The 18612-nt window shown below is 42.1% G+C and carries 17 protein-coding genes and 2 pseudogenes; 16 read left to right on the top strand and 3 right to left on the bottom strand.

Features of this window, described 5'->3' with window-relative positions:
* Both ACEWFH_RS04465 and pxpB read right to left on the bottom strand, forming a co-directional pair.
* Positions 1-1014: a 5-oxoprolinase subunit C family protein gene (locus ACEWFH_RS04465; RefSeq protein ID WP_473726284.1), complete on the bottom strand. Its 1014-nt coding sequence runs from the start codon at positions 1012-1014 to the stop codon at positions 1-3.
* Positions 1011-1711: pseudogene (gene pxpB, locus ACEWFH_RS04470) on the bottom strand (5-oxoprolinase subunit PxpB). The gene ACEWFH_RS04465 and the pseudogene pxpB overlap by 4 nt, the downstream one beginning before the upstream one ends.
* A 259-nt stretch (positions 1712-1970) precedes the next feature.
* On the opposite strand from pxpB, the gene manA reads away from it, so the two are divergent.
* Positions 1971-2885, top strand: coding sequence for a mannose-6-phosphate isomerase, class I (manA, locus tag ACEWFH_RS04475; RefSeq protein ID WP_473727210.1), 915 nt, complete (start codon positions 1971-1973; stop codon positions 2883-2885).
* 243 nt (positions 2886-3128) lie between these two features.
* Here the strand turns inward: manA and ACEWFH_RS04480 are convergent, their stop codons facing one another.
* The gene (locus tag ACEWFH_RS04480; RefSeq protein WP_473726285.1) at positions 3129-4097 is read right to left on the bottom strand and encodes a nuclease-related domain-containing protein; all 969 of its coding nucleotides are present in this window, start codon (positions 4095-4097) and stop codon (positions 3129-3131) included.
* Between the two features lie 391 nt (positions 4098-4488).
* Here ACEWFH_RS04480 and ACEWFH_RS04485 point away from each other — a divergent pair.
* The 15 genes and pseudogenes from ACEWFH_RS04485 (at position 4489) to ACEWFH_RS04555 (ending at position 18608) form a co-directional block, all read left to right on the top strand.
* Positions 4489-5168: pseudogene (locus ACEWFH_RS04485) on the top strand (N-acetylmannosamine-6-phosphate 2-epimerase).
* Between the two features lie 15 nt (positions 5169-5183).
* Positions 5184-5468 (top strand): MurR/RpiR family transcriptional regulator, encoded by a 285-nt coding sequence (locus ACEWFH_RS04490; RefSeq protein WP_473726286.1) that lies wholly within the window; start codon positions 5184-5186, stop codon positions 5466-5468.
* Positions 5462-5980, top strand: coding sequence for an SIS domain-containing protein (locus ACEWFH_RS04495; protein ID WP_473726287.1), 519 nt, complete (start codon positions 5462-5464; stop codon positions 5978-5980). Before ACEWFH_RS04490 ends, ACEWFH_RS04495 begins: the two co-directional genes overlap by 7 nt.
* Before the next feature lie 33 nt (positions 5981-6013).
* Positions 6014-7201 carry an N-acetylglucosamine-6-phosphate deacetylase gene (gene nagA, locus ACEWFH_RS04500; protein WP_473726288.1) on the top strand — a complete coding sequence of 396 codons (1188 nt, stop codon included), beginning with the start codon at positions 6014-6016 and terminating at the stop codon, positions 7199-7201.
* A complete protein-coding gene (nagB, locus tag ACEWFH_RS04505; RefSeq protein ID WP_473726289.1) occupies positions 7198-7947 on the top strand; it encodes a glucosamine-6-phosphate deaminase in 750 nt (249 codons plus the stop codon). The genes nagA and nagB overlap by 4 nt, the downstream gene beginning before the upstream one ends.
* 179 nt (positions 7948-8126) lie before the next feature.
* Positions 8127-8375, top strand: coding sequence for a hypothetical protein (locus ACEWFH_RS04510; protein ID WP_473726290.1), 249 nt, complete (start codon positions 8127-8129; stop codon positions 8373-8375).
* Complete coding sequence (locus ACEWFH_RS04515; protein ID WP_473726291.1) at positions 8366-10489, top strand: glycoside hydrolase family 10-like protein; 2124 nt, start codon at positions 8366-8368, stop codon at positions 10487-10489. The genes ACEWFH_RS04510 and ACEWFH_RS04515 overlap by 10 nt, the downstream gene beginning before the upstream one ends.
* Before the next feature lie 387 nt (positions 10490-10876).
* The gene (locus ACEWFH_RS04520; RefSeq protein WP_473726292.1) at positions 10877-12205 is read left to right on the top strand and encodes an ABC transporter substrate-binding protein; all 1329 of its coding nucleotides are present in this window, start codon (positions 10877-10879) and stop codon (positions 12203-12205) included.
* 67 nt (positions 12206-12272) lie between these two features.
* Positions 12273-13217 carry a carbohydrate ABC transporter permease gene (locus tag ACEWFH_RS04525; protein WP_473726293.1) on the top strand — a complete coding sequence of 315 codons (945 nt, stop codon included), beginning with the start codon at positions 12273-12275 and terminating at the stop codon, positions 13215-13217.
* A 17-nt stretch (positions 13218-13234) separates the two neighbouring features.
* Complete coding sequence (locus tag ACEWFH_RS04530) at positions 13235-13477, top strand: hypothetical protein (protein WP_473726294.1); 243 nt, start codon at positions 13235-13237, stop codon at positions 13475-13477.
* Positions 13478-13518: 41 nt separating this feature from the next.
* Positions 13519-14055, top strand: coding sequence for a carbohydrate ABC transporter permease (locus tag ACEWFH_RS04535; RefSeq protein WP_473726295.1), 537 nt, complete (start codon positions 13519-13521; stop codon positions 14053-14055).
* A 39-nt stretch (positions 14056-14094) separates the two neighbouring features.
* On the top strand, positions 14095-15450 hold the full coding sequence (locus ACEWFH_RS04540; RefSeq protein ID WP_473726296.1) for an FAD-dependent oxidoreductase: 1356 nt from the start codon (positions 14095-14097) through the stop codon (positions 15448-15450).
* A complete protein-coding gene (locus ACEWFH_RS04545; RefSeq protein ID WP_473726297.1) occupies positions 15451-17409 on the top strand; it encodes a glycoside hydrolase family 38 N-terminal domain-containing protein in 1959 nt (652 codons plus the stop codon).
* On the top strand, positions 17382-17999 hold the full coding sequence (locus ACEWFH_RS04550) for a glycosyl hydrolase-related protein (RefSeq protein WP_473726298.1): 618 nt from the start codon (positions 17382-17384) through the stop codon (positions 17997-17999). Before ACEWFH_RS04545 ends, ACEWFH_RS04550 begins: the two co-directional genes overlap by 28 nt.
* Before the next feature lie 42 nt (positions 18000-18041).
* Positions 18042-18608, top strand: a complete 567-nt coding sequence (locus ACEWFH_RS04555; protein WP_473726299.1) for an ROK family protein — start codon at positions 18042-18044, stop codon at positions 18606-18608.
* The last annotated feature ends 4 nt before the right edge of the window (positions 18609-18612 follow it).

The following is an 18612-nucleotide window of genomic DNA, read 5'->3' on the forward strand; positions in this document are numbered from 1 at the left end:
TTACTTCGACTTTTGACGTATTTTTAATGCGATTCCTTGTTTCAATTGGTGTATTTTCTTTTCTCGATCTAAGTAGAGTTGTTGTGCGACTTCGTGTGAAACTTCGACGAACTGCACTTTGTCGCCAGGTTTCAGCTGTGCCATGATCGAAAGGTCGACTGTCGCGATCTGCCCGATCTTCGGATAGCCGCCTGTTGTTTGGCGGTCAGCGAGCAGGACGATTGGGTTTCCTTCCGATGGAACTTGAATGGTCCCAAAACTCACGGCTTCCGAAAGCATTTCTTGTTCGTTTTCTAGCGAGAGTTCAGGTCCTTTTAATCGGTAGCCCATGCGGTCAGACTGTGACGTAACTTCAAAGTGTTCGGTAAAAAGCTTCATCTGGCTGTCCGTTGTAAACCAGTCATATTGTCTGCCTTTCATCACGCGAACATGCGGTTTCGAAACGGAAGAAACGATAAAGTCAGACGAAATGGTCCATTGCATCTCAGCGAACGTATTCTCTCTCAGTTCTGATGATAAAACTTCAGTAATTTTACTCGAAAGTTCACTCGGCTCACCAACAGAAAGTTCATCATCGTTTTGCAGTGCTTTTCCGTTGTGACCGCCGATTCCTGCTCGTATGTAAGTCGATTTACTGTTCATCACTTCCGTTACATCAAAACCGCCCGCAACCGCGAGATAAGCACGGCACCCGGTTTTGCATCCGCCGAACTTCAGCTTGCTGCCGGCTTTTACCAGCACCGAGCGCCATAGTTTTACCGGTTTACCATTAATAGAAGGAGACAGATTGCCGCCGCAGATCGAAATCAAAGTATCCTCGGAAAACTCCATGTCCGGGCCAAGCAACGTAAGCTCTAATGAAGCTTCTTTTTCATCATTTCCAACTAGCAGATTTGCTATCCGATGCGCAACTGAATCCATAACACCGCTCGTGATAACACCGTATTTTTGATAACCGTATCGGCCTAAATCTTGAACACTTGTTAGGAGGCCAGGTTTTGTAATCTTAATCATTTTTCGTCCTCCTCCATTTTTTGAAACTCTTCAATTGAGATCGGCACAAACTTAATTTGATCTCCAGCTTGTAAAAGAGAGGGGTTTCGCCTTCAGGGAGAAAAAGTTTTCGCGGCGTTTTTCCGATCAGCTGCCATCCGCCTGGCGTTTGAATCGGATACACGCCAGTCTGTTTTCCTGCTATACCAACGGATCCTGCTGGAATCTTGAGCCGCGGATTACTCCGTCTTGGAGCTGCGATCTTCTCACTCATCCCACCTATATACGGAAAACCTGGAGCGAAACCGATCATGTACACGATGTACTCACCGTTACAATGAATGTCGATCACCTCTTCTGGTGTTAGCCCGTTATGATCTGCTACTTCCTCCAGATCTGGTCCGAATTCGCCGCCATAGCAGACCGGAATCTCTACGATACGCGGTTCCACGTCTCCGTCAACGTCTAAATTTTCTAAGTGCGGTGTCAATTCTTCGCATACTTTTTCGTATGGAAGAGTGTCCGTGTTAATTTTTAATGGATCGTAAAATACAGCAACGGTCGTGAATCCAGGTACAGTTTCAATGACCCAGTCAAACATGTTCTCTTCAAAGAAAGCGGAGACTTTTTTGACTTTTTGCTGGATCTCCCGGCTGATATCTAGCCCGAGTTCAATGATTATACTGTTATCGCCAAGTGGCTCAAGGGTAAATTTCATCGTCAAAATCTCCTGTCTTTTTATGTAAAATTAATCAGAATATTTGTATATTTATAAAGGTCTAGTATATCTGAAAACGCTCTAAAATCAAACCTACATACATAGATTCCCGATTGAAAACATTTCTAGTCTCTAAAATCAAAGCCCGAGTGGTTAATTTTTAAACAAACGTTTAAAATGAGAGGGAGAATACCCATATAGGGAGATGTGAAATCGTGTATAAAGAGCCTATTTTTTAAAACCTGTCTTTAAAGACCGAATCTGGGGCGGTACGAAACTTCGCCAAGAGTTCGGCTATGATATTCCCACTGAAACAACCGGTGAGTGCTGGGGGATTTCCGCTCATTCACATGGACCAAGCGAAGTGTCCAACGGTCCTTTAAGAGGAAAGACGTTGAATCAAGTTTGGGATGCGCATCGCGAACTCTTTGCTGACCAAGACGGAGAAGATTTTCCGTTGTTAGTGAAAATTTTAGATGCGAAAACGGATCTATCTGTACAAGTGCATCCGGATGATTCGTATGCACGTGAAGTAGAAGGAGAGGCTTTTGGTAAGACAGAATGCTGGTACGTGATCGACTGTGAACCTGGTGCAGAACTGGTGTATGGTCATCATGCGAGTTCCAAGCTTCAATTTGAGCAAATGGTTGCCGAAAACCGCTGGGACGAGCTTCTTCGCAAAGTTGAGATCAAGCCAGGTGACTTCGTTTATGTACCGAACGGAACGATCCATGCAATCGGCGCGGGGACGATGATCCTTGAAACGCAGCAAAGTTCAGATGTTACGTATCGTGTATATGACTACGACCGCCGCGATGATGCTGGTAACACGCGTGAACTTCACATTGAAAAATCGATTGAAGTAGCGATGATTCCGCATGAGGATGCGAATTTCGAGCCTGTTTTATCAGGAAATGATGATCTTAGAATTAAAAAGCTGGTGAAGGAAAGTTATTTTACCGTGTACCACTGGAACTTGTCTGGAGCGGTAGCGGAAGTGGAAAACCCTTCGTATTTATTGGTTAGCGTGCTAGATGGTGAGGGAGAATTGAAGGTTGATGGTGAAACGTCTTCCTCATTTAAAAAAGGAGACCACTTTATTGTGCCTTCAACTGTAAAAAGTTTTGGAATGAACGGTGATGCGCGATTTATCGTGTCGCACCCAACGATATAGAGAAGATGAAACAACCGGAATGATGGTATTCCGGTTGTTTTTTTGCGGTTTTGGGGGCTGAGCGGGTGCTTGTGAGCGAAACGGAGGCTGTTTGGAGCGAAAAGTGGTGCGATTGGAGCGAAACGAGCCCTTCACTGAGCGATAAGACAGGTCGATTGAGCGAAAACAGCCCCTACTGCGCGAACGTGTAATAAATAAAAGAACACGTACCGTAAAACTACTAAAATTCTTATAATTCTTCCCTTATATGAGGTGTTCTAGGTGATAGATTTTGTGTCTTCCGGATTTAGAGGTTTGGAGTTCAGTGGAATTCAGGAGGCGTTTTACAACATGGCGAGAGGAAACTTGAAAGAAATCGCAGCATTCATGAACTGTAATCGTTGGGCCAATTAATAAAGCAAATTCCTTCAAAGCTGAAATGTGTGCTAATTTGTCATAATGGCCACATTTAAGGCAAAACCATTTTCGTCTTGATCGAATCATTGATAATGTAAAGCATTGTGTACATGCGACGCCTTTCATGAGGTCGTCTTGGCTGATTGAAAACTGTTTAAAAATATCCTGATTTGGTTGGCTATGGCGCTTTAGTAAGATACGAGATAGTTTCTTAATGTCTTTTCTAGAGATGAATTCTCTCTTTCTCAAGCGTTGATAGGCGTGGAACTTTGCCAGTAAATTTGTGCTATGTGTAACTTTTTTTGAAATATTTATGCTCTGAGGAACGTATTTAACACGCGTATGAGAATTGCTTATAACAACAAGTGATTCGATTGGAACTTCGGGGAATTTATGATGCTTCAGCCATTCTTTTAACAAGTGAGTCTGCCGATAAACTTGGGAAATCGGATCAGGAAATACATCTTCTTTGTCATTGGAAATCCTTATGAGCTGGTGAAATTCTCGGTCAAAAATTAGTGTGCCAGACATGTTTTTTACCTCGAGTATGAGAAGAAAAGTAGTCGTCAAAATGAGAATGTCGATTTGAAAATGATTTGAGCCTAAAGGAAGGCGAAGATCGTGGAAGATGAAAGTTTCATCATTAGGAAGTAGGTTCATGTGAAAGTCGAGGGACTTTTCACCATTGTACCCGGTAACGCTTTTTAGCAATTCGACCTCCATTTCATTACGAACCGGATGACTGGGTGGAAACCGCTTTAAAATAAGCTTTAATTTTCTAATTTTAATAGACTCTGCCGCTTCTTTTACAATCATTGCATCACTCCTTACACGTTTTATATAAATTTCTACTTTTTTTGACAAAATTCCTGCACAAATTAGATTTATTTTGCTAGGGGAAAGCAGTGGGAAAATGCTGTGAGCGAAACAGAGGGTGTTTGGAGCGAAACGAGCACTTTACTGAGCGAAACGACAGGTTCATTGAGCGAAACCAGTGCTCCATTGAGCGAAAACAGCCCCTACTGCGCGAACGTGTAATAAATAAAAGAACACGTACCGTAAACTCCAGGTGTTCCCCATTGACTATAAAAATCCCACTGTAAGTTATCGTTCAAATGTGCTATTTTAGAGGTATAAAGAAAATAATTACCTAAAATAAATATAAATTGACGAGTATTTTCAAAAAATGAAATGGCAGGGGAATAATATGTTAAATCAAATTAGTAAAGGTCTAGTCGTATCATGCCAAGCCCTTGAAAATGAACCGTTGCATAGCTCTTTTATTATGTCTAAACTCGCTCTTGCGGCAAAAGAGGGCGGAGCATCTGGGATTCGTGCGAACTCCAAAGAAGACATACTCGCGATCAAGCAGGAAGTGGATCTGCCTGTTATCGGAATCGTGAAAAGAGATTATGACGACAGTGAAATCTATATCACCGCAACAAAAAAGAAGTAGATGAATTAATCGAGAGCGGCTGTGAAATGATTGCAATAGACGCAACGTTAAGAGCGAGACCAAATTCATTAAAATTAGAAGATCTTGTTTCATACGCCCGCGCTAAGAATCCGAACGTGCAGCTCATGGCTGACATCTCGTCCATAGAAGAAGCCAAGAATGCTGAGACACTAGGTTTTGATTGTGTTTCTACGACTCTTTACGGCTACACGGAGGAATCTAAGAAACACAAACTGTATGAAAATGATTTTCAATTTTTAAAAGAGGTATTAAAAGAAGTATCTCTTCCGGTTATTGCAGAAGGCAACATTATGACGCCTGAAATGGTAAGAGATGTACTTGAAATCGGTGCTTATTCTGTTGTTGTAGGCGGTGCGATCACGCGTCCGCAGCAGATCACAGCTCGTTTTGTTGCACAAATTCCTAAATAAAAAGGATGTTTATCAATGGCTTCATTACTCAAAGAAATACAAAGCGTTTTCTCCACGCTATCTGATAAGGAAAAGAAAATAGCGAATTACATTTTGGCCAATCCTGAAAAAGCTTCACGAAGCCATATTCAGGAGCTCGCAGATACAACTGGAGTATCGATCAGCTCGATCACCCGATTTGCGAAAAAGGTATCATGCCGGAATTTTGTAGAGATGAAAGTGCGGCTTGCTGGGGGTTCTGAATCCAAGGAAGAAGAGGGATCGAACAGCAGCTTTCCTCCTCTTACCGAGATATGCTGACTGATGTCCAGGATCTTGGAGACGCAGATCAGCTTCAGAAAGTTTTGAACTACATCACAAAAGCAAAGCGAATTTTTATTTATGGACTCGGAAGCTCTGGGTTAGCGGCGCAAGAATTAAACTATCGTTTAAGTCGCATGGGTTTTGTATGTGAAGCCATTACAGATCCACATTTAATGATTATTCGAAGTACACTGCTGACGAGTGGTGATGTAATCCTCGCCTTCTCACGTTCAGGGCAAACGGCAGATCTGCTTCAGTCCGTGTCCAAAGGAAAAGAAAAAGGAGCGGTGGTTGTTGCTTTTACAGCGTTTGGGGAAACTCCTTTAACCAAACTCTCAGATGTTATTTTGTGGACGGTGCACCCGCTTCGCAATCACTACCTTTTAACAGGCTTAGACTTAAGCACACTGTATTTAATCGACCGAATCAGTCTGCATTTTTTATCGGAAAAGAAACGAGAAGAAAAATATATGGAAACAGTAGATGCAATCAAATCACGGGAAAAGTAGAGGACTCCCAACCTTTTTATAGGAGGCAGGGTAATGGATAGAAAGACAATCGTTTTAAAAAACGCTTCGGTTTACGGGGAAGATCAAACCATTGAAAGAGGCTGTATCACCATACATGACGGGAAAATAATAGATTTTGGCCATAACGTTCAATCAGTTGATAAGGAAACAGAGGTTATCGAACTGCCCGAAACCTATCACATCGTTCCTGGGATGATCGATGTTCATATACACGGTGCTGCTGGTGCGGACACGATGGACGCTACCTTTGATGCGCTGCAAACCATTGCGAGCGTTCTGCCGCAAGAAGGTACGACTAGTTTTCTCGCAACAACGATGACCCAGCAGCAGAGCAAAATTGAAAAAGCGCTTGAAAACGCAGGTTTATTTATTGAAGCCGGGCAAGTGGAAGGGACAGCTGAAACGCTCGGCATCCATCTTGAAGGACCATTTATTTCTGAAAAAAGAGCAGGTGCACAGCCTGTCGGCGCGATCATCAAACCGAATTTAGAACTTTTCAAACAGTGGCAGCAGTTAGCTTCAGGGCACATTAAGCTCGTTACGATTGCGCCTGAAATTGAAGGAAGTCTTGATGTCATATCATATCTTCATGAACAAAATATCGTTGCGTCAATTGGACATTCTGATGCGACATATGAAGAAGTGGTTACCGGAATGAAGGCCGGCGCATCACATGTTACCCACCTTTATAACGGTATGCGCGGACTTCACCATCGCGAACCAGGAGTTGTCGGAGCGGCACTTTTACACGATGAACTAACGACTGAACTGATCGCGGATGGGATCCACGTTCGACCGGAACTCATCTCTTTAACGTACAAACAAAAAGGTAATGAGAGAGTCGTGTTAGTGACAGATGCGATGCGGGCAAAGTGTCTAGGAGATGGGCAGTATGATCTTGGTGGCCAGGAGGTAACCGTTCAAAATGAAACGGCGACTTTAAAAGATGGAACACTCGCTGGCAGCATCATCAAGATGAACACAGCGGTAAAAAACATGATGCAATTTACCGGCTGTTCGATTTCTGACATCATTCAGATGACGTCTGTTAACCCCGCAAAAGAACTGAACGTTTTTGACCGTAAAGGGAGTCTCGCACCTGGAAAAGATGCCGATATTGTTGTTCTTGACGAGGATTATGAAGTGGTGATGACTTTTTGTAAAGGCAAACTCAGCTTTAAGAGGGGTGAAGAAGCATGAAAGTCTTAGAAGTGAAAGATTATCATGAGATGAGCTCTATTGCAGCGAAAATCATTATCGAAAAAGTTCAATCTAATCCAGATGCCAAACTAGGACTTGCCACAGGCGGAACACCGATCGGACTTTATAAGGAATTAATCCAAGATTACAGGAGTAACGGAACCTCTTATGAGAAAGTGTGCACCTACAATTTGGATGAGTATGTTGGCATTGAGCCAGAAGACCCCAATAGTTACCGCTACTTTATGGAGGAAAATTTATTTGCTCATATTAACGTGCCTGAATCTCAAATTCATATCCCTGATGGAACAGCAGAGGATTTGAAAGCTGAATGCGAACGGTATGATGTCGAGCTGAACCGAGGAGAAGGTGTGGATATCCAAATCCTAGGCATAGGAAGTAACGGTCATATTGGATTTAATGAACCGGGCACTTCTTTTTCTTCACACACCCATATCGTTAAGCTTGATGAAACTACGCGCAAAGCGAATGCCCGATTTTTTCAACGTTTAGAAGACGTACCAACGCAAGCCATTACAATGGGCATCGCATCTATCTTAAAGGCGAAGAAGATATTACTCCTCGTCTCAGGCATCAATAAAGCAGAAGTGATAAAGCAATTGTTAGCTACAGATGAAGTGGATGAGCAGCTGCCAGCATCGGCGTTAAAAAATCATCCGAACGTAACGATCCTTGCAGACGAAGAGGCACTTTCATTAGTAAAAAAAGAAGATTTAAAAACATAAGTAAAAAGACCCTTTTTTAACAGGGTCTTTTTTCGTGTTTCCAACCTGCAATCCCTTGTCCGTCCTAATCAGATAAGAAAATGAAAATAAATTTCAGAAATATAATTTAAGTGAAAATAATTTAGAAACGCATTATAATAATTTGAAAGCGTTACCAAAACAATAAAAGGAGACTGATTATGAAGAAAAAAATGAAAGTCTTAACGGGTTCCCTCCTTGCTACAAGTCTTGTTTTTTCAGCTGTTGACCTGTCAGGTTCGGTTGAAGCGCAAGAAAATGTACCTTACAATGTCCTGTCCGTAAAAGATGAATCTGGTGATCAAATGGCGATTAACGGCAAAAATCAGCTAGGCAATGATAACAAGCTGATCTTATTTAACGATGAATTTAGTTATTACACCGAAACACAAAAGGAAGTATGGAAGTAGTCTTAGAAAAAACGGGCGTAAATACATACCGTGTTGTAAAAGACACAGATGGTGACAGCGCTATTCCTGAGAACGGGATCGTTTTATCAACTGGAGATGTTTCAACAACAGAAATCAGAAACTTTTTAACACAATTGGAAGCGGGAGAGTCCGTTACATTAACTGAGCCAACTGAAAAACATGAACAAAAACAGTCAAATGCGGTAGACCCTACAAGAGAATCGAACCCAGGTGGAGCGGTGTTTGATGGATTCCGTGGACCTGATCAGTTGATCGTCTATACTCCGGCGTTTGGTGAATCCACAAGAACGAATCAGTATGGCTATGAAATTACAGTAGAGAATGGTTTTGTTACAAAACTTGGAGGCGGAAACTCTAAGATCCCTAAAAACGGTTTTGTCGTTAGCGGACATGGAGTGAATTCGAGTTGGATCTCTTCTAACTCCATCATTGGTGCAAAGGTTAATGTGAGCGCAAACGGTGTTGTGGAAATCGTACAAGACGTTGAGAGTTTCCAATACCAAAGTAAACAAGCGATCGATCAAGCGAAGTCGTCTATTGAAAAAGCAAAAGCAGACTTTTTAGATGTCGCGTTTGAAGAAGCGAATGCTGCGATTCAAAAAGCGGAGTCACTTTTAGCTGAAGCAGAAGCGATTAAAACAAGCGATCCTGTAAAATCATTGGATAGAACAAGACAAGCAACGCAATCCGCTTATGACGCGTACTATTATTCCCTTGCTTCTCATAAAGCAGAACAGCGTGCGATCTGGTATCGCCCAGAAGAAACAACGCTTGAAGGTGTAAATCAAGTTCTTGATCGCATGGAGAAAGCAGGCTTTAACTCAGTCTATTTAGAAACAACGTTCTGGGGTTATACAATCTATCCAAGTGAGATCATGGAGAAATATGGTCTGCCGGCACAGCACCCGCGTTTTGCGAATGCTGACTACGGCCAATATGGAAAAGATCTACTTGACGCTTATGTAAAAGAAGGGAAAAAGCGAGGCATGACAATCCAGGCTTGGACCGATGGATTCATGATCGGGGAAAGCAGCATAGGCGTTCCATCTCAATTTGCGAAGTATCCAGAGTGGGCAGCGATTCAGCGCAGCAACACAACAGGAACGTTCCAGCCAGATACAGCGAGCAAATATTACTGGCTTGATATCGCACAGCCTGACGTTCAGGATTTCATGTTAGAGATTTATAAAGAGATGCAAGAAGACTATGACATCAAAGGTCTGAACATCGATTATATGCGTTACCCGCATCATAAGTTTGAGCAAAGCTACGGTTTCAGTGAGAGAACAAAACAACTTTATCAAGAGAAGACAGGAATTGATCCGTACACGCTATCACCAACAACAACACCTGCTGAGTGGGATAAATGGCTCGATTGGCTGCGTGAGCGCGAGAACGATTTTGTTGACAAGCTTCACGTTCAAACAAAAGAGATGAACAAAAAGTTTATGCTGACGGCAACACCTGAACCAGGACCTGAAGCGGTACAGATCAGCGACTGGAAAGATGACATCGATGGTGTTATCCCGCAAGCGTATGGCCACGACTTCAACAGCATTCAAAAAACGGTAACAGACAGCAAGAAGCTGATGCCTGAAGGTACGATGTATTACACAGGAATCTATTCGTTCTATCATCACTTAAGTGAGATGGCAAGCGTGAGTGACGTTATGTCCGCGAAGTATGGAACGTCTGGTGTGAACATGTTTGCTTTTGGCCAAGCCAGTGCGCCGTCTGTAGATGCTCTAGGTAAAGGGCCTTGGCGTGAAAAGGCAGTGAACCCTGGTGAGGAGCCGATTGTCGCGACTCATACTGTACTGAAAGATATTGAAAAACAAATCATAAAAATCTATATTCCACAAGGTGCAGTGAGTGAAGAGGACGGCATTTCTCTTAAACTAGCGATTAAGGAACTAGATAAAGCAGTGGATCAAGATATCGAGAACAGTTCTGTCGTTTTTGATTCTACTGTTGCGAAGGTCGAACAGGCGGTTGCAGAAGAGAAACTTGCTGCAGTTGTTGGAGATAGAATCAAAGCTGATCTTTTACAGGCGAAAACGTGGGTGAATTACTCGTTAAATCATCAGAAATAACATTTAGATTGAAAGAACAGATCAAAAGACTAAGATCTGTTCTTTTTCTAATACGTTTTTCTAGTGGAAAATTGCTGGCTGCGCTGAAAAAGCGGTAGAGCGCGTGAAACTTTGTTGAATACGCGTGTAACTATGACAAGTGTGCGCGTAACTTTGTCGAACTCGCGCGCAAATCAAGTAATCCTGCGCGAACGTGTAATAAATAAAAGAACACGTACCGTAAAACCGTAATCTATTCTAACCAAACCCGTAAAAAGAAATTAATTTTCAAAATTATAAAACAAACGAAAATTATTTTTAAAATGGATTGAAATCTCGCAATCTTACTTTTATAATTGAGTTATTAAGAAAACGCTTACCAAAATGTTTCTGAGGGGGAAATGAAAAGTGAAGAAACGTACAAAAACTTGGGTTTCTGGTTCACTAGCAGCAGCGTTGTCATTAAGTTTGATCGCGTGCAGCAACGGAGAGGAAGATAAGGCAAAAGGATCTTCTAAAGATGGGGAGCTTTCTGGAGAAGTTACGCTTTGGACTGCGTCATTAGCAGGAGAGCCATTTGATACTTACTTCAAGAACATTGAAAAAGATTTTGAAAAACTTCACCCGAAACTTGATGTTGTGATTGAAGATGTTCCTCAAAATGAGATGGAGCAAAAAGTTTTGACATCGCTTACAGGTGACGATGTTCCTGATGTTGTTAACTTGAATCCTCACTACATGTCTAACATTGCTGCTCAAGGCGGACTTTTAGATCTTACAGATGCGGTGAGCGACGAGACGAAAGACTCTTTTGTAGAAGGACCATATCAATCTGGCATGTATGAGGATAAGCTTTATGCATTGCCATGGTACTTAACAACAACGGTTTCTTGGTATAACAACGACGCTTTCTCAAAAGCTGGTGTTTCTGAGCTTCCGACAGATACAAAGGGACTTTATGAAGCAGCGAAAAAAGTAAAAGAAGCAACAGGCAAACCTTCTTACTTCCCAGTTATCAATGACGGAAACACGATCATGGAAAAAATGGTTTCGATCGCGAACGGAACACCAATCGTTGAAGATGGTAAAGCAAAGATTGAAGACAACAAAGATCTATTAGAATTCTTCGAGGCAACTCAGAAGATGTATAAAGAAGGAATCATTCCGCAAGAAGCAGCAGAAGGTTCCATTAAAACAGGTCAAGAGCTTTACATGGCAGGAAACGTTTCTATGCTTGAAGGCGGCGTAACCTTCTTAGGACCGATCGAGTCAGGAGCTCCTGAAGTGTACAAAGCTTCAAAAGCAGGACAGCCGTTGAACGCAGCTGAAGCACCAGTGAACGTAGCGGTTATGAACTTTGCGGTTCCAGCAAAAACAAAGAACGAAGATGCTGCAGTAGCACTTGCTGAGTTTGTATCGAACGCTGAAAACCAATTAGAATTTGCTAAAACGGCAGGCACCGTTCTTCCAGCTACAAAGAAGTCTTTAGAAGATGACTACTTCAAGAATCCAGGAGATTCTCCAAAAGCATTTGGTATGTTAGAAGCTTCTAAGTCTTTAAGCCGTGCTGAAGTACTTATTCCTCCAACGGAAAACAGTGCTGACCTGCGTACAGCAACAAAGAACATCTTCATCCAAAACTTACAAGGTAAATTATCTCCAAAAGAAGCGTTAAAAGAACTTGCTTCTGAGTGGAACAAAGCGTTTGAAAAATCAGGTGAAAAAGTAACATTCTAATGTAGTAGATGAAGAGACTAGCTTTTTAAAAAAGCCTAGTCTCTACTTTTTAAAAGGGGGTTCTAACATGAACAGAGAACCTGTTGTACTGCCAAATGTAAAAACAAAAATCACAACAACAAAAAAGAAGAAAAAGTTCAGCATGAAGTTCCTTACACCATGGCTGTTTTTACTGCCAGCTATCGTGATTTTAGCAACGTTTTTAGTGTATCCGATTCTAGAAGCGTTCAAGTGGAGTTTTCTGGATTATAAAATCATTGCGGGTACTGGAGAATATGTTGGTCTAGCTAACTTTAAAGAGATGTTTGCAGATAAGTATTTCTGGGTTGCGTTAATCAATACGCTGACGTTCCTTGTGATCGTCCTGCCGTTAAACGTCTTTTTACCAATGATTTTAGCAGTCCTTGTAAACCAAAGAATAAGAGGAGCGGGTACGTTCCGCGTTCTTTACTATCTCCCGGTTATCACACCAATGGTAGTAGCCGCGCTCATGTGGAAGATGCTTTATTCACAAAGCGGAATCATCTCTGAGTTTTTAGTAAAACTAGGCGTGTTCGATACACCTACTAATCTATTGGTTCAGTCATCAACAGCACTAACAGCCGTAGCAGCCATCACCGTATGGAAAGGGCTTGGCTATTATATGATCATCTATTTGGCAGGTCTGCAATCGATTCCAAAGGATGTTTATGAGTCTGCAAGTATTGACGGAGCATCTGTTTGGAAGCAGTTTACGAAGATTACAATTCCAATGCTAACGCCATCTATTACACTCGTATCGGTTATGACGATCATTGCCGGAATGAAAGTCTTTGAAGAGATCGCACTTACAACGGGCGGTGGTCCATCAGGTGCGACCACTACACTCGTAATGTACATCTACAACAAATTTATGAGTCTTGACGTAAGTATTGCGTCTGCTGCAGGTATCGTGTTACTCGTACTTGCGATCGCTGCATCACTTTTACAAATGAAGTTAACAAGTAAACGCGAAGACGATCTGCGTGTTTAATAGATTGGGGGAAACTCATGAAATCAAAACAAAACAGTAAAATATGGCTCTATGTTGTTATGTTATTAATCACCGTACTAACGGTCGGACCGTTTCTGATCACGTTATTTATGGCAATGAAATCTGGAAGTGAAGGCATCTACACAAGTCTTCTTCCGAAAGACCCTACACTCGCAAACTTCGTAACGGCGTTTGAAAAAGCGAACTTTGGGCTTTACTTTATGAACACAGCCATTATTACAGCAATCGCGATTCCCTAAACCTGTTGTTCTGCAGTTTAGCGGCTTATCCGCTTGCGCGAATGGACTTTAGAGGACGCAGTGTTGTTCTGGCACTCATCATCTCAACCATGATGGTTCCGTTTCAGCTATACATGGCTCCACTTTTTCAACTAGCAGGAGAACTTGGACTAAGAAACACACATATCGGACTTGTTGTCATGCAGGTTTCAACTGCGTTCGGAATCTTTTTAATGCGCCAAGCTTATCTGCGTATACCAAAAGAACTTGAGGAATCAGCTTACTTAGACGGCGCAAACCGCTTTAAAGTGTGGTATCTCGTTGTATTGCCACTTGTGAAACCAACACTTGTAACATTGGCGATCTTCACATTCATGGGCACGTGGGGCGATTACTTATGGCCGCTACTTAACTCAACAGAAAGCAGCATGTACACGTTATCCATTGGTCTTGCACAGCTTTCACAGAACTTTGACGGATCCAATTTAAAATTAATTTCTGCCGCATCCATCTTAACGACAATTCCTACACTATTGATCTTTATTTGGCTGCAAAAGTACTTTATTTCAGGAGCAACAGACGGAGCGGTAAAAGGATAAACCGTCCGATCACGATATCTTTTTAAGAGGTGAATTCATTTGAGTACCTTATCTTTTTTCGGCAGAGAAGTTCCTGTCATCTATGATGTGGATTGTGTTGTGGTCGGCGGAGGTACGGGTGGAGCTGCTGCAGCAATCTCTGCATTAGAAGAAAATCTCTCCACGTTAGTCGTAGAGAAAACCATTTCACTCGGAGGAACTCAAACGAATTCCCTTGTTTCTCCTATGATGCCGACTCATGTGAAAACACAGCGCATCAACGGTTTGATTACGGAACGCTTAAACAAAGTAAATGTTAAAACGAACGACGGAACGACAGAATGCAGCTGGTTTAACGTTGAGTCTTTAAGTTATGTACTCGAACAGCTGATCACAGAACGCGGAGGCAGCATTCTGTATGATGCGAATTTTATAGATTGCGTAAAGGAAGACGGAAAGATCACGCATATTATCGTAAACACGTGTAATGGGCTAGTTGCGATTTCAGGAAAAACGTTCGTTGATGCCACAGCAGATGCCGTTCTTTCTCGTTCAGCAGGTGTTGAAGTTGTGAGTGGGAATAAAGATGGTCAAAATCAGCAAATTTCCTTTCGATTTGAAATGGGTGGAATTGATATTCAAGCTTTAAGGACGTTTATTCTCTCTCAGAACGAGACGTTTTGTAAGATTGAAAATCCTGATTTTTTTGAGATCGCGATGGTACCAGGTAAAGGGCATGTATTAGAACCTTACTTTCGAGAAGCACTCGCTAACGGTGACTTAATTGAGGAGGATCTGCGGTATTTCCAAGCGTTTACCCAACCAGGAAAACCCACGGTCATGTCATTCAACTGCCCGCACATTCCAGGCATCATGAAAACAACAGATCCGAGGCTTCGTTCAGAGGCTGTTGTAAAAGGAAGACAAATGATTCGCAGGCTCGCAACCTTTTTACCAAAATACATTCCGGGATTCCAGAACGCGTTTCTATTGAAAGAAGCGAATCAGCTTGGTATTCGTGAATCATACCGCATTTTAGGTCAATATGTGCTCACTGAACAGGACTATGTAGACCGTGCTCGATTTGAAGACGGAATTGCTCGAGGCGACTGGTACATTGATGTTCACAGCGTTACAAAAGAATCGGTAAATGAAGCGAAGTTTTCTCGCGGAGAATATTACGAGATTCCTTATCGTTCCCTTATCACATTTGAAGTGGAAAATTTAGTTGTTGTAGGCAGACACATCTCTAGCACATTTTTGATGCAAGCCTCTCTTCGCATTCAGCCGACTGTTCGTGATATGGGGCAAGCGGCAGGAATGGCCTGCGCGTATTCGATTAAAAACAACATGGCATTAAATACATTGAACGGTGCACATCTGAAACAGCAGCTTCAAATGGTGGAGGAGTTTTAAATGAAGAACATAAATACAGTAAACATATTGAATCATACGCATTGGGACCGTGAATGGTATGAAACGTTTGAAGAGTTTCGTTTCAGACTTCGCAACGGACTCCGCTATACACAGGACCTGTTGAATGATGGGAAGATCGATAACTTCTTTTTAGACGGGCAGACGATTGTTCTTGATGATTATCAAGAGATTGTAAGTGATGAAGAGTATGCGCGTCTACTTACTTTTATAAGAGAAGGAAAAATAGAGGTTGGCCCATGGTATCTGCTAGCGGATGAGTTTCTCGTTTCAGGGGAGTCCATGATCAAGAACTTGGAAATCGGAACAAACACGGCAAAGAAACTTGGTTCACCGTACAACATCGGATATTTGCCAGATACGTTCGGACACATCAGTCAGATGCCGCAAATTTTACGCCATTTCGGAATAGATTCTGCTCTCATTTTCCGTGGTGCTATATCGGACCGTTTTGAAAACACATGGGCAGGTGCAGACGGAACGAAGGTATTTACGATCGTCCTGCCACTATTTGAGGGGTATTATCAAACGTTCCTTAAATCTAAGGATTTTGTGGAAAAGACGAAAACCTATTTAGAAGGAAATGCTCCTTATTTAACTTCCGGCAATGCTTTAATTATGAACGGAGCGGACCACACATTTACGAGCTCAGATGTGAATGAAAGAGTGAAGAAGTTGAGTGAAGAAATGCCTGATATCGCGTTTAAGCAAACGTTGATGTCGGAGTATGTGAACTCGATTTCTGGAGTGGAACCAGAGGCAACGATCTCGGGGGAACAACGCGATCCATCAAAGATCTTCATTCTACCTGGTGTGTATTCCACGAGATCTTATTTAAAAAATCAGAACCAAATGTGCGAAGACCAAGCAGTTGGAATCATGGAAGCATTAAACGTTTGGAGTAATGGTCGTTCGGATTCTGCAAAGTTCATGGAGTATGTATGGAAGCTGATTTTACAGAACCAGCCTCATGACAGCATCTGCGGATGCAGTGTGGACGCGGTTCATGATGAGATGGAGACTCGAACGCAAAAAGTGTTAAGCGCGATCAGTCGATTTTCAAAAGATATTCTTCACGATGAATTTCCATTTGAGTATCTTGATGATTCAGTAGATAACGGCTACTTATATGTGGTCAATAACACACCGATTGCTTCACGTTATCCTGTAACAGCAACGATACGTATCCCAGCTCCATTAGACAAAGGTTCGATCAAACTGTTTCATAACGAAGAGGAAATTTCGTTTGACGTGTTGAAAAGAGAACGTCGGGAAGAATTTATTCATCATATTTTAGCTGAGCCGCACTATGGGGATTATGTGATCTATGATGTAAGCTTCCCAATACCTTTTGACGGTGCTGAAATGAAAGTGCTTCGAATTGACACTGTGGAAGATGAATCCGAAGTTGTTGAAAGTCGTGCGTTGCCTTTCATTCAAAACGACTTTTATAAAATAGAATGGAACGAGGACAGCTTATCTATCACTAATCTAGAAACGGGCGTGACACATAAGGATCAGCATCATTTCACGTCGTCCCTAGATGCTGGAGACACGTACAACTATTCACCTCCTCTGAATGATAAAATAAGTAAAGCCGTTATCACGGAGGTATCGGACATTCTTACGGGCGAGACGTTTCAGTCAGTCACCGTGCACTATGAGATAAAATTGCCTGCTTCACTGAACGAAGACCGATCAGGTCCGAGTGAGGCTGAAACCTTAAATACGATGAAAACAACGATTACTCTTCATAAAGGGAAAAGGTTCATCTATTTTAAAACGAAGGTAAACAATACGGCGAAAGACCAAAAGTTGAAGGTTGGATTTTCAACTTCAACAGCCGATATTAGCTATGCAGATACAGCGTTTGACCTGGTAAAAGGGAAACGCTTCGAGATAAGAAATACGATATGCCGAAAAACAAAGAAGCCGTTATGAATCAATATCCGACTCAATCCACAGTGATCGCAAATGAACATCAGCTTCTTCACCGCGGTTTACAAGAATACGAGGTTGATGCGTTTGAAGGAAGTGACCACATTTTCTTAAGCGTGATTCGAAGTGTTGGCTGGTTGTCGAGACGCGATCTGCGTACACGTGGAAATGGGGCTGGACCAGGTTTTGAAACACCTGGCGCACAATGTCTCGGTGAGTATGAATTTGAATACGGATTGGTTCTCGGCGCGAACAACATGAGTTTAAATAACGGAAAGTTTTTGCGTCAGCAAGTGTTGACTCAGCAATCATATGTGAAAAAAGAGGATCAGAAGCTATTTAAACTTTCATCAGCAGAGGTTGCTTTTTCCTCATTCATGTTGAAGGAAGAAAATACGTTTGATATTCGTCTGTTCAATCCTTCGCTTAAGGATGTGAACACAGATTTAATTCTTGGTTTTGATCCTGAAGAGCTGTATGAAGTTGATTTTACTGGGAAAATCATTTCCAGTGTTTCCTCAGCAAAACAAACAGCCATTACGTTTGGCCCTAAACAAATCAAAACCATTCGTGTAAAAAGGAAAGGCCGGTAATGAAGGGATCAAATACTCCGTCCTTAGAAAATGAAGGTGATCATGATGAGAAAGTTTGTAGCATTTGACATAGGCGGGACATTAATTAAATACGGTGTTATTTCAGAAGATGGTACGTTTATCGAAAAATACGAAGTGCCAACAGAGGCGCAGCTTGGCGGACCCGTAATCGTCCAAAAAGTGAAGCAATGTGGAGAGCAGTTGATCGATAAGCATGACATAAGCGGGATCTGTGTTAGCACGGCTGGCCAAGTCGATTCCAAAGAAGGCATCATTCTGTTTGCTTCTTCTTTAATTCCGAACTACACAGGAACCAAGTTGAAGCAGGAACTAGAGGAACACTTTAACTTGCCTGTAGAAGTAGAAAACGATGTGAACTGTGCCGGGCTTGCGGAGTCATGGATCGGAACAGGGAAAGATTCAAAGAGCTTGTTCTGTCTGACGATTGGTACAGGGATCGGCGGAAGTTACATTTTAGATAATAAACTTCACACCGGCCACAGCTTTAGCGGTGGTGAGATCGGGTATATTCCAATCGAAGGCGGTCAGTTTGAAGAACTAGCTTCCACACGCGTTTTAATTAAAAATGTGGCGAAGCGAAAGAAGTAGCTGA

The organism is Fictibacillus sp. EA-CB0309 (assembly GCF_055814265.1).

Excerpts from the sequence above, each read along its gene's own strand:
- ACEWFH_RS04465 (WP_473726284.1), bottom strand. The coding sequence starts at position 1,014 with ATGATTAAGATTACAAAACCTGGCCTCCTAACAAGTGTTCAAGATTTA.
- ACEWFH_RS04480 (WP_473726285.1), bottom strand. The coding sequence starts at position 4,097 with ATGATTGTAAAAGAAGCGGCAGAGTCTATTAAAATTAGAAAATTAAAG.
- ACEWFH_RS04490 (WP_473726286.1), top strand. The coding sequence starts at position 5,184 with ATGGCTTCATTACTCAAAGAAATACAAAGCGTTTTCTCCACGCTATCT.
- ACEWFH_RS04495 (WP_473726287.1), top strand. The coding sequence starts at position 5,462 with ATGCTGACTGATGTCCAGGATCTTGGAGACGCAGATCAGCTTCAGAAA.
- nagA (WP_473726288.1), top strand. The coding sequence starts at position 6,014 with ATGGATAGAAAGACAATCGTTTTAAAAAACGCTTCGGTTTACGGGGAA.
- nagB (WP_473726289.1), top strand. The coding sequence starts at position 7,198 with ATGAAAGTCTTAGAAGTGAAAGATTATCATGAGATGAGCTCTATTGCA.
- ACEWFH_RS04510 (WP_473726290.1), top strand. The coding sequence starts at position 8,127 with ATGAAGAAAAAAATGAAAGTCTTAACGGGTTCCCTCCTTGCTACAAGT.
- ACEWFH_RS04515 (WP_473726291.1), top strand. The coding sequence starts at position 8,366 with ATGGAAGTAGTCTTAGAAAAAACGGGCGTAAATACATACCGTGTTGTA.
- ACEWFH_RS04525 (WP_473726293.1), top strand. The coding sequence starts at position 12,273 with ATGAACAGAGAACCTGTTGTACTGCCAAATGTAAAAACAAAAATCACA.
- ACEWFH_RS04530 (WP_473726294.1), top strand. The coding sequence starts at position 13,235 with ATGAAATCAAAACAAAACAGTAAAATATGGCTCTATGTTGTTATGTTA.
- ACEWFH_RS04535 (WP_473726295.1), top strand. The coding sequence starts at position 13,519 with ATGGACTTTAGAGGACGCAGTGTTGTTCTGGCACTCATCATCTCAACC.
- ACEWFH_RS04545 (WP_473726297.1), top strand. The coding sequence starts at position 15,451 with ATGAAGAACATAAATACAGTAAACATATTGAATCATACGCATTGGGAC.
- ACEWFH_RS04550 (WP_473726298.1), top strand. The coding sequence starts at position 17,382 with ATGCCGAAAAACAAAGAAGCCGTTATGAATCAATATCCGACTCAATCC.
- ACEWFH_RS04555 (WP_473726299.1), top strand. The coding sequence starts at position 18,042 with ATGATGAGAAAGTTTGTAGCATTTGACATAGGCGGGACATTAATTAAA.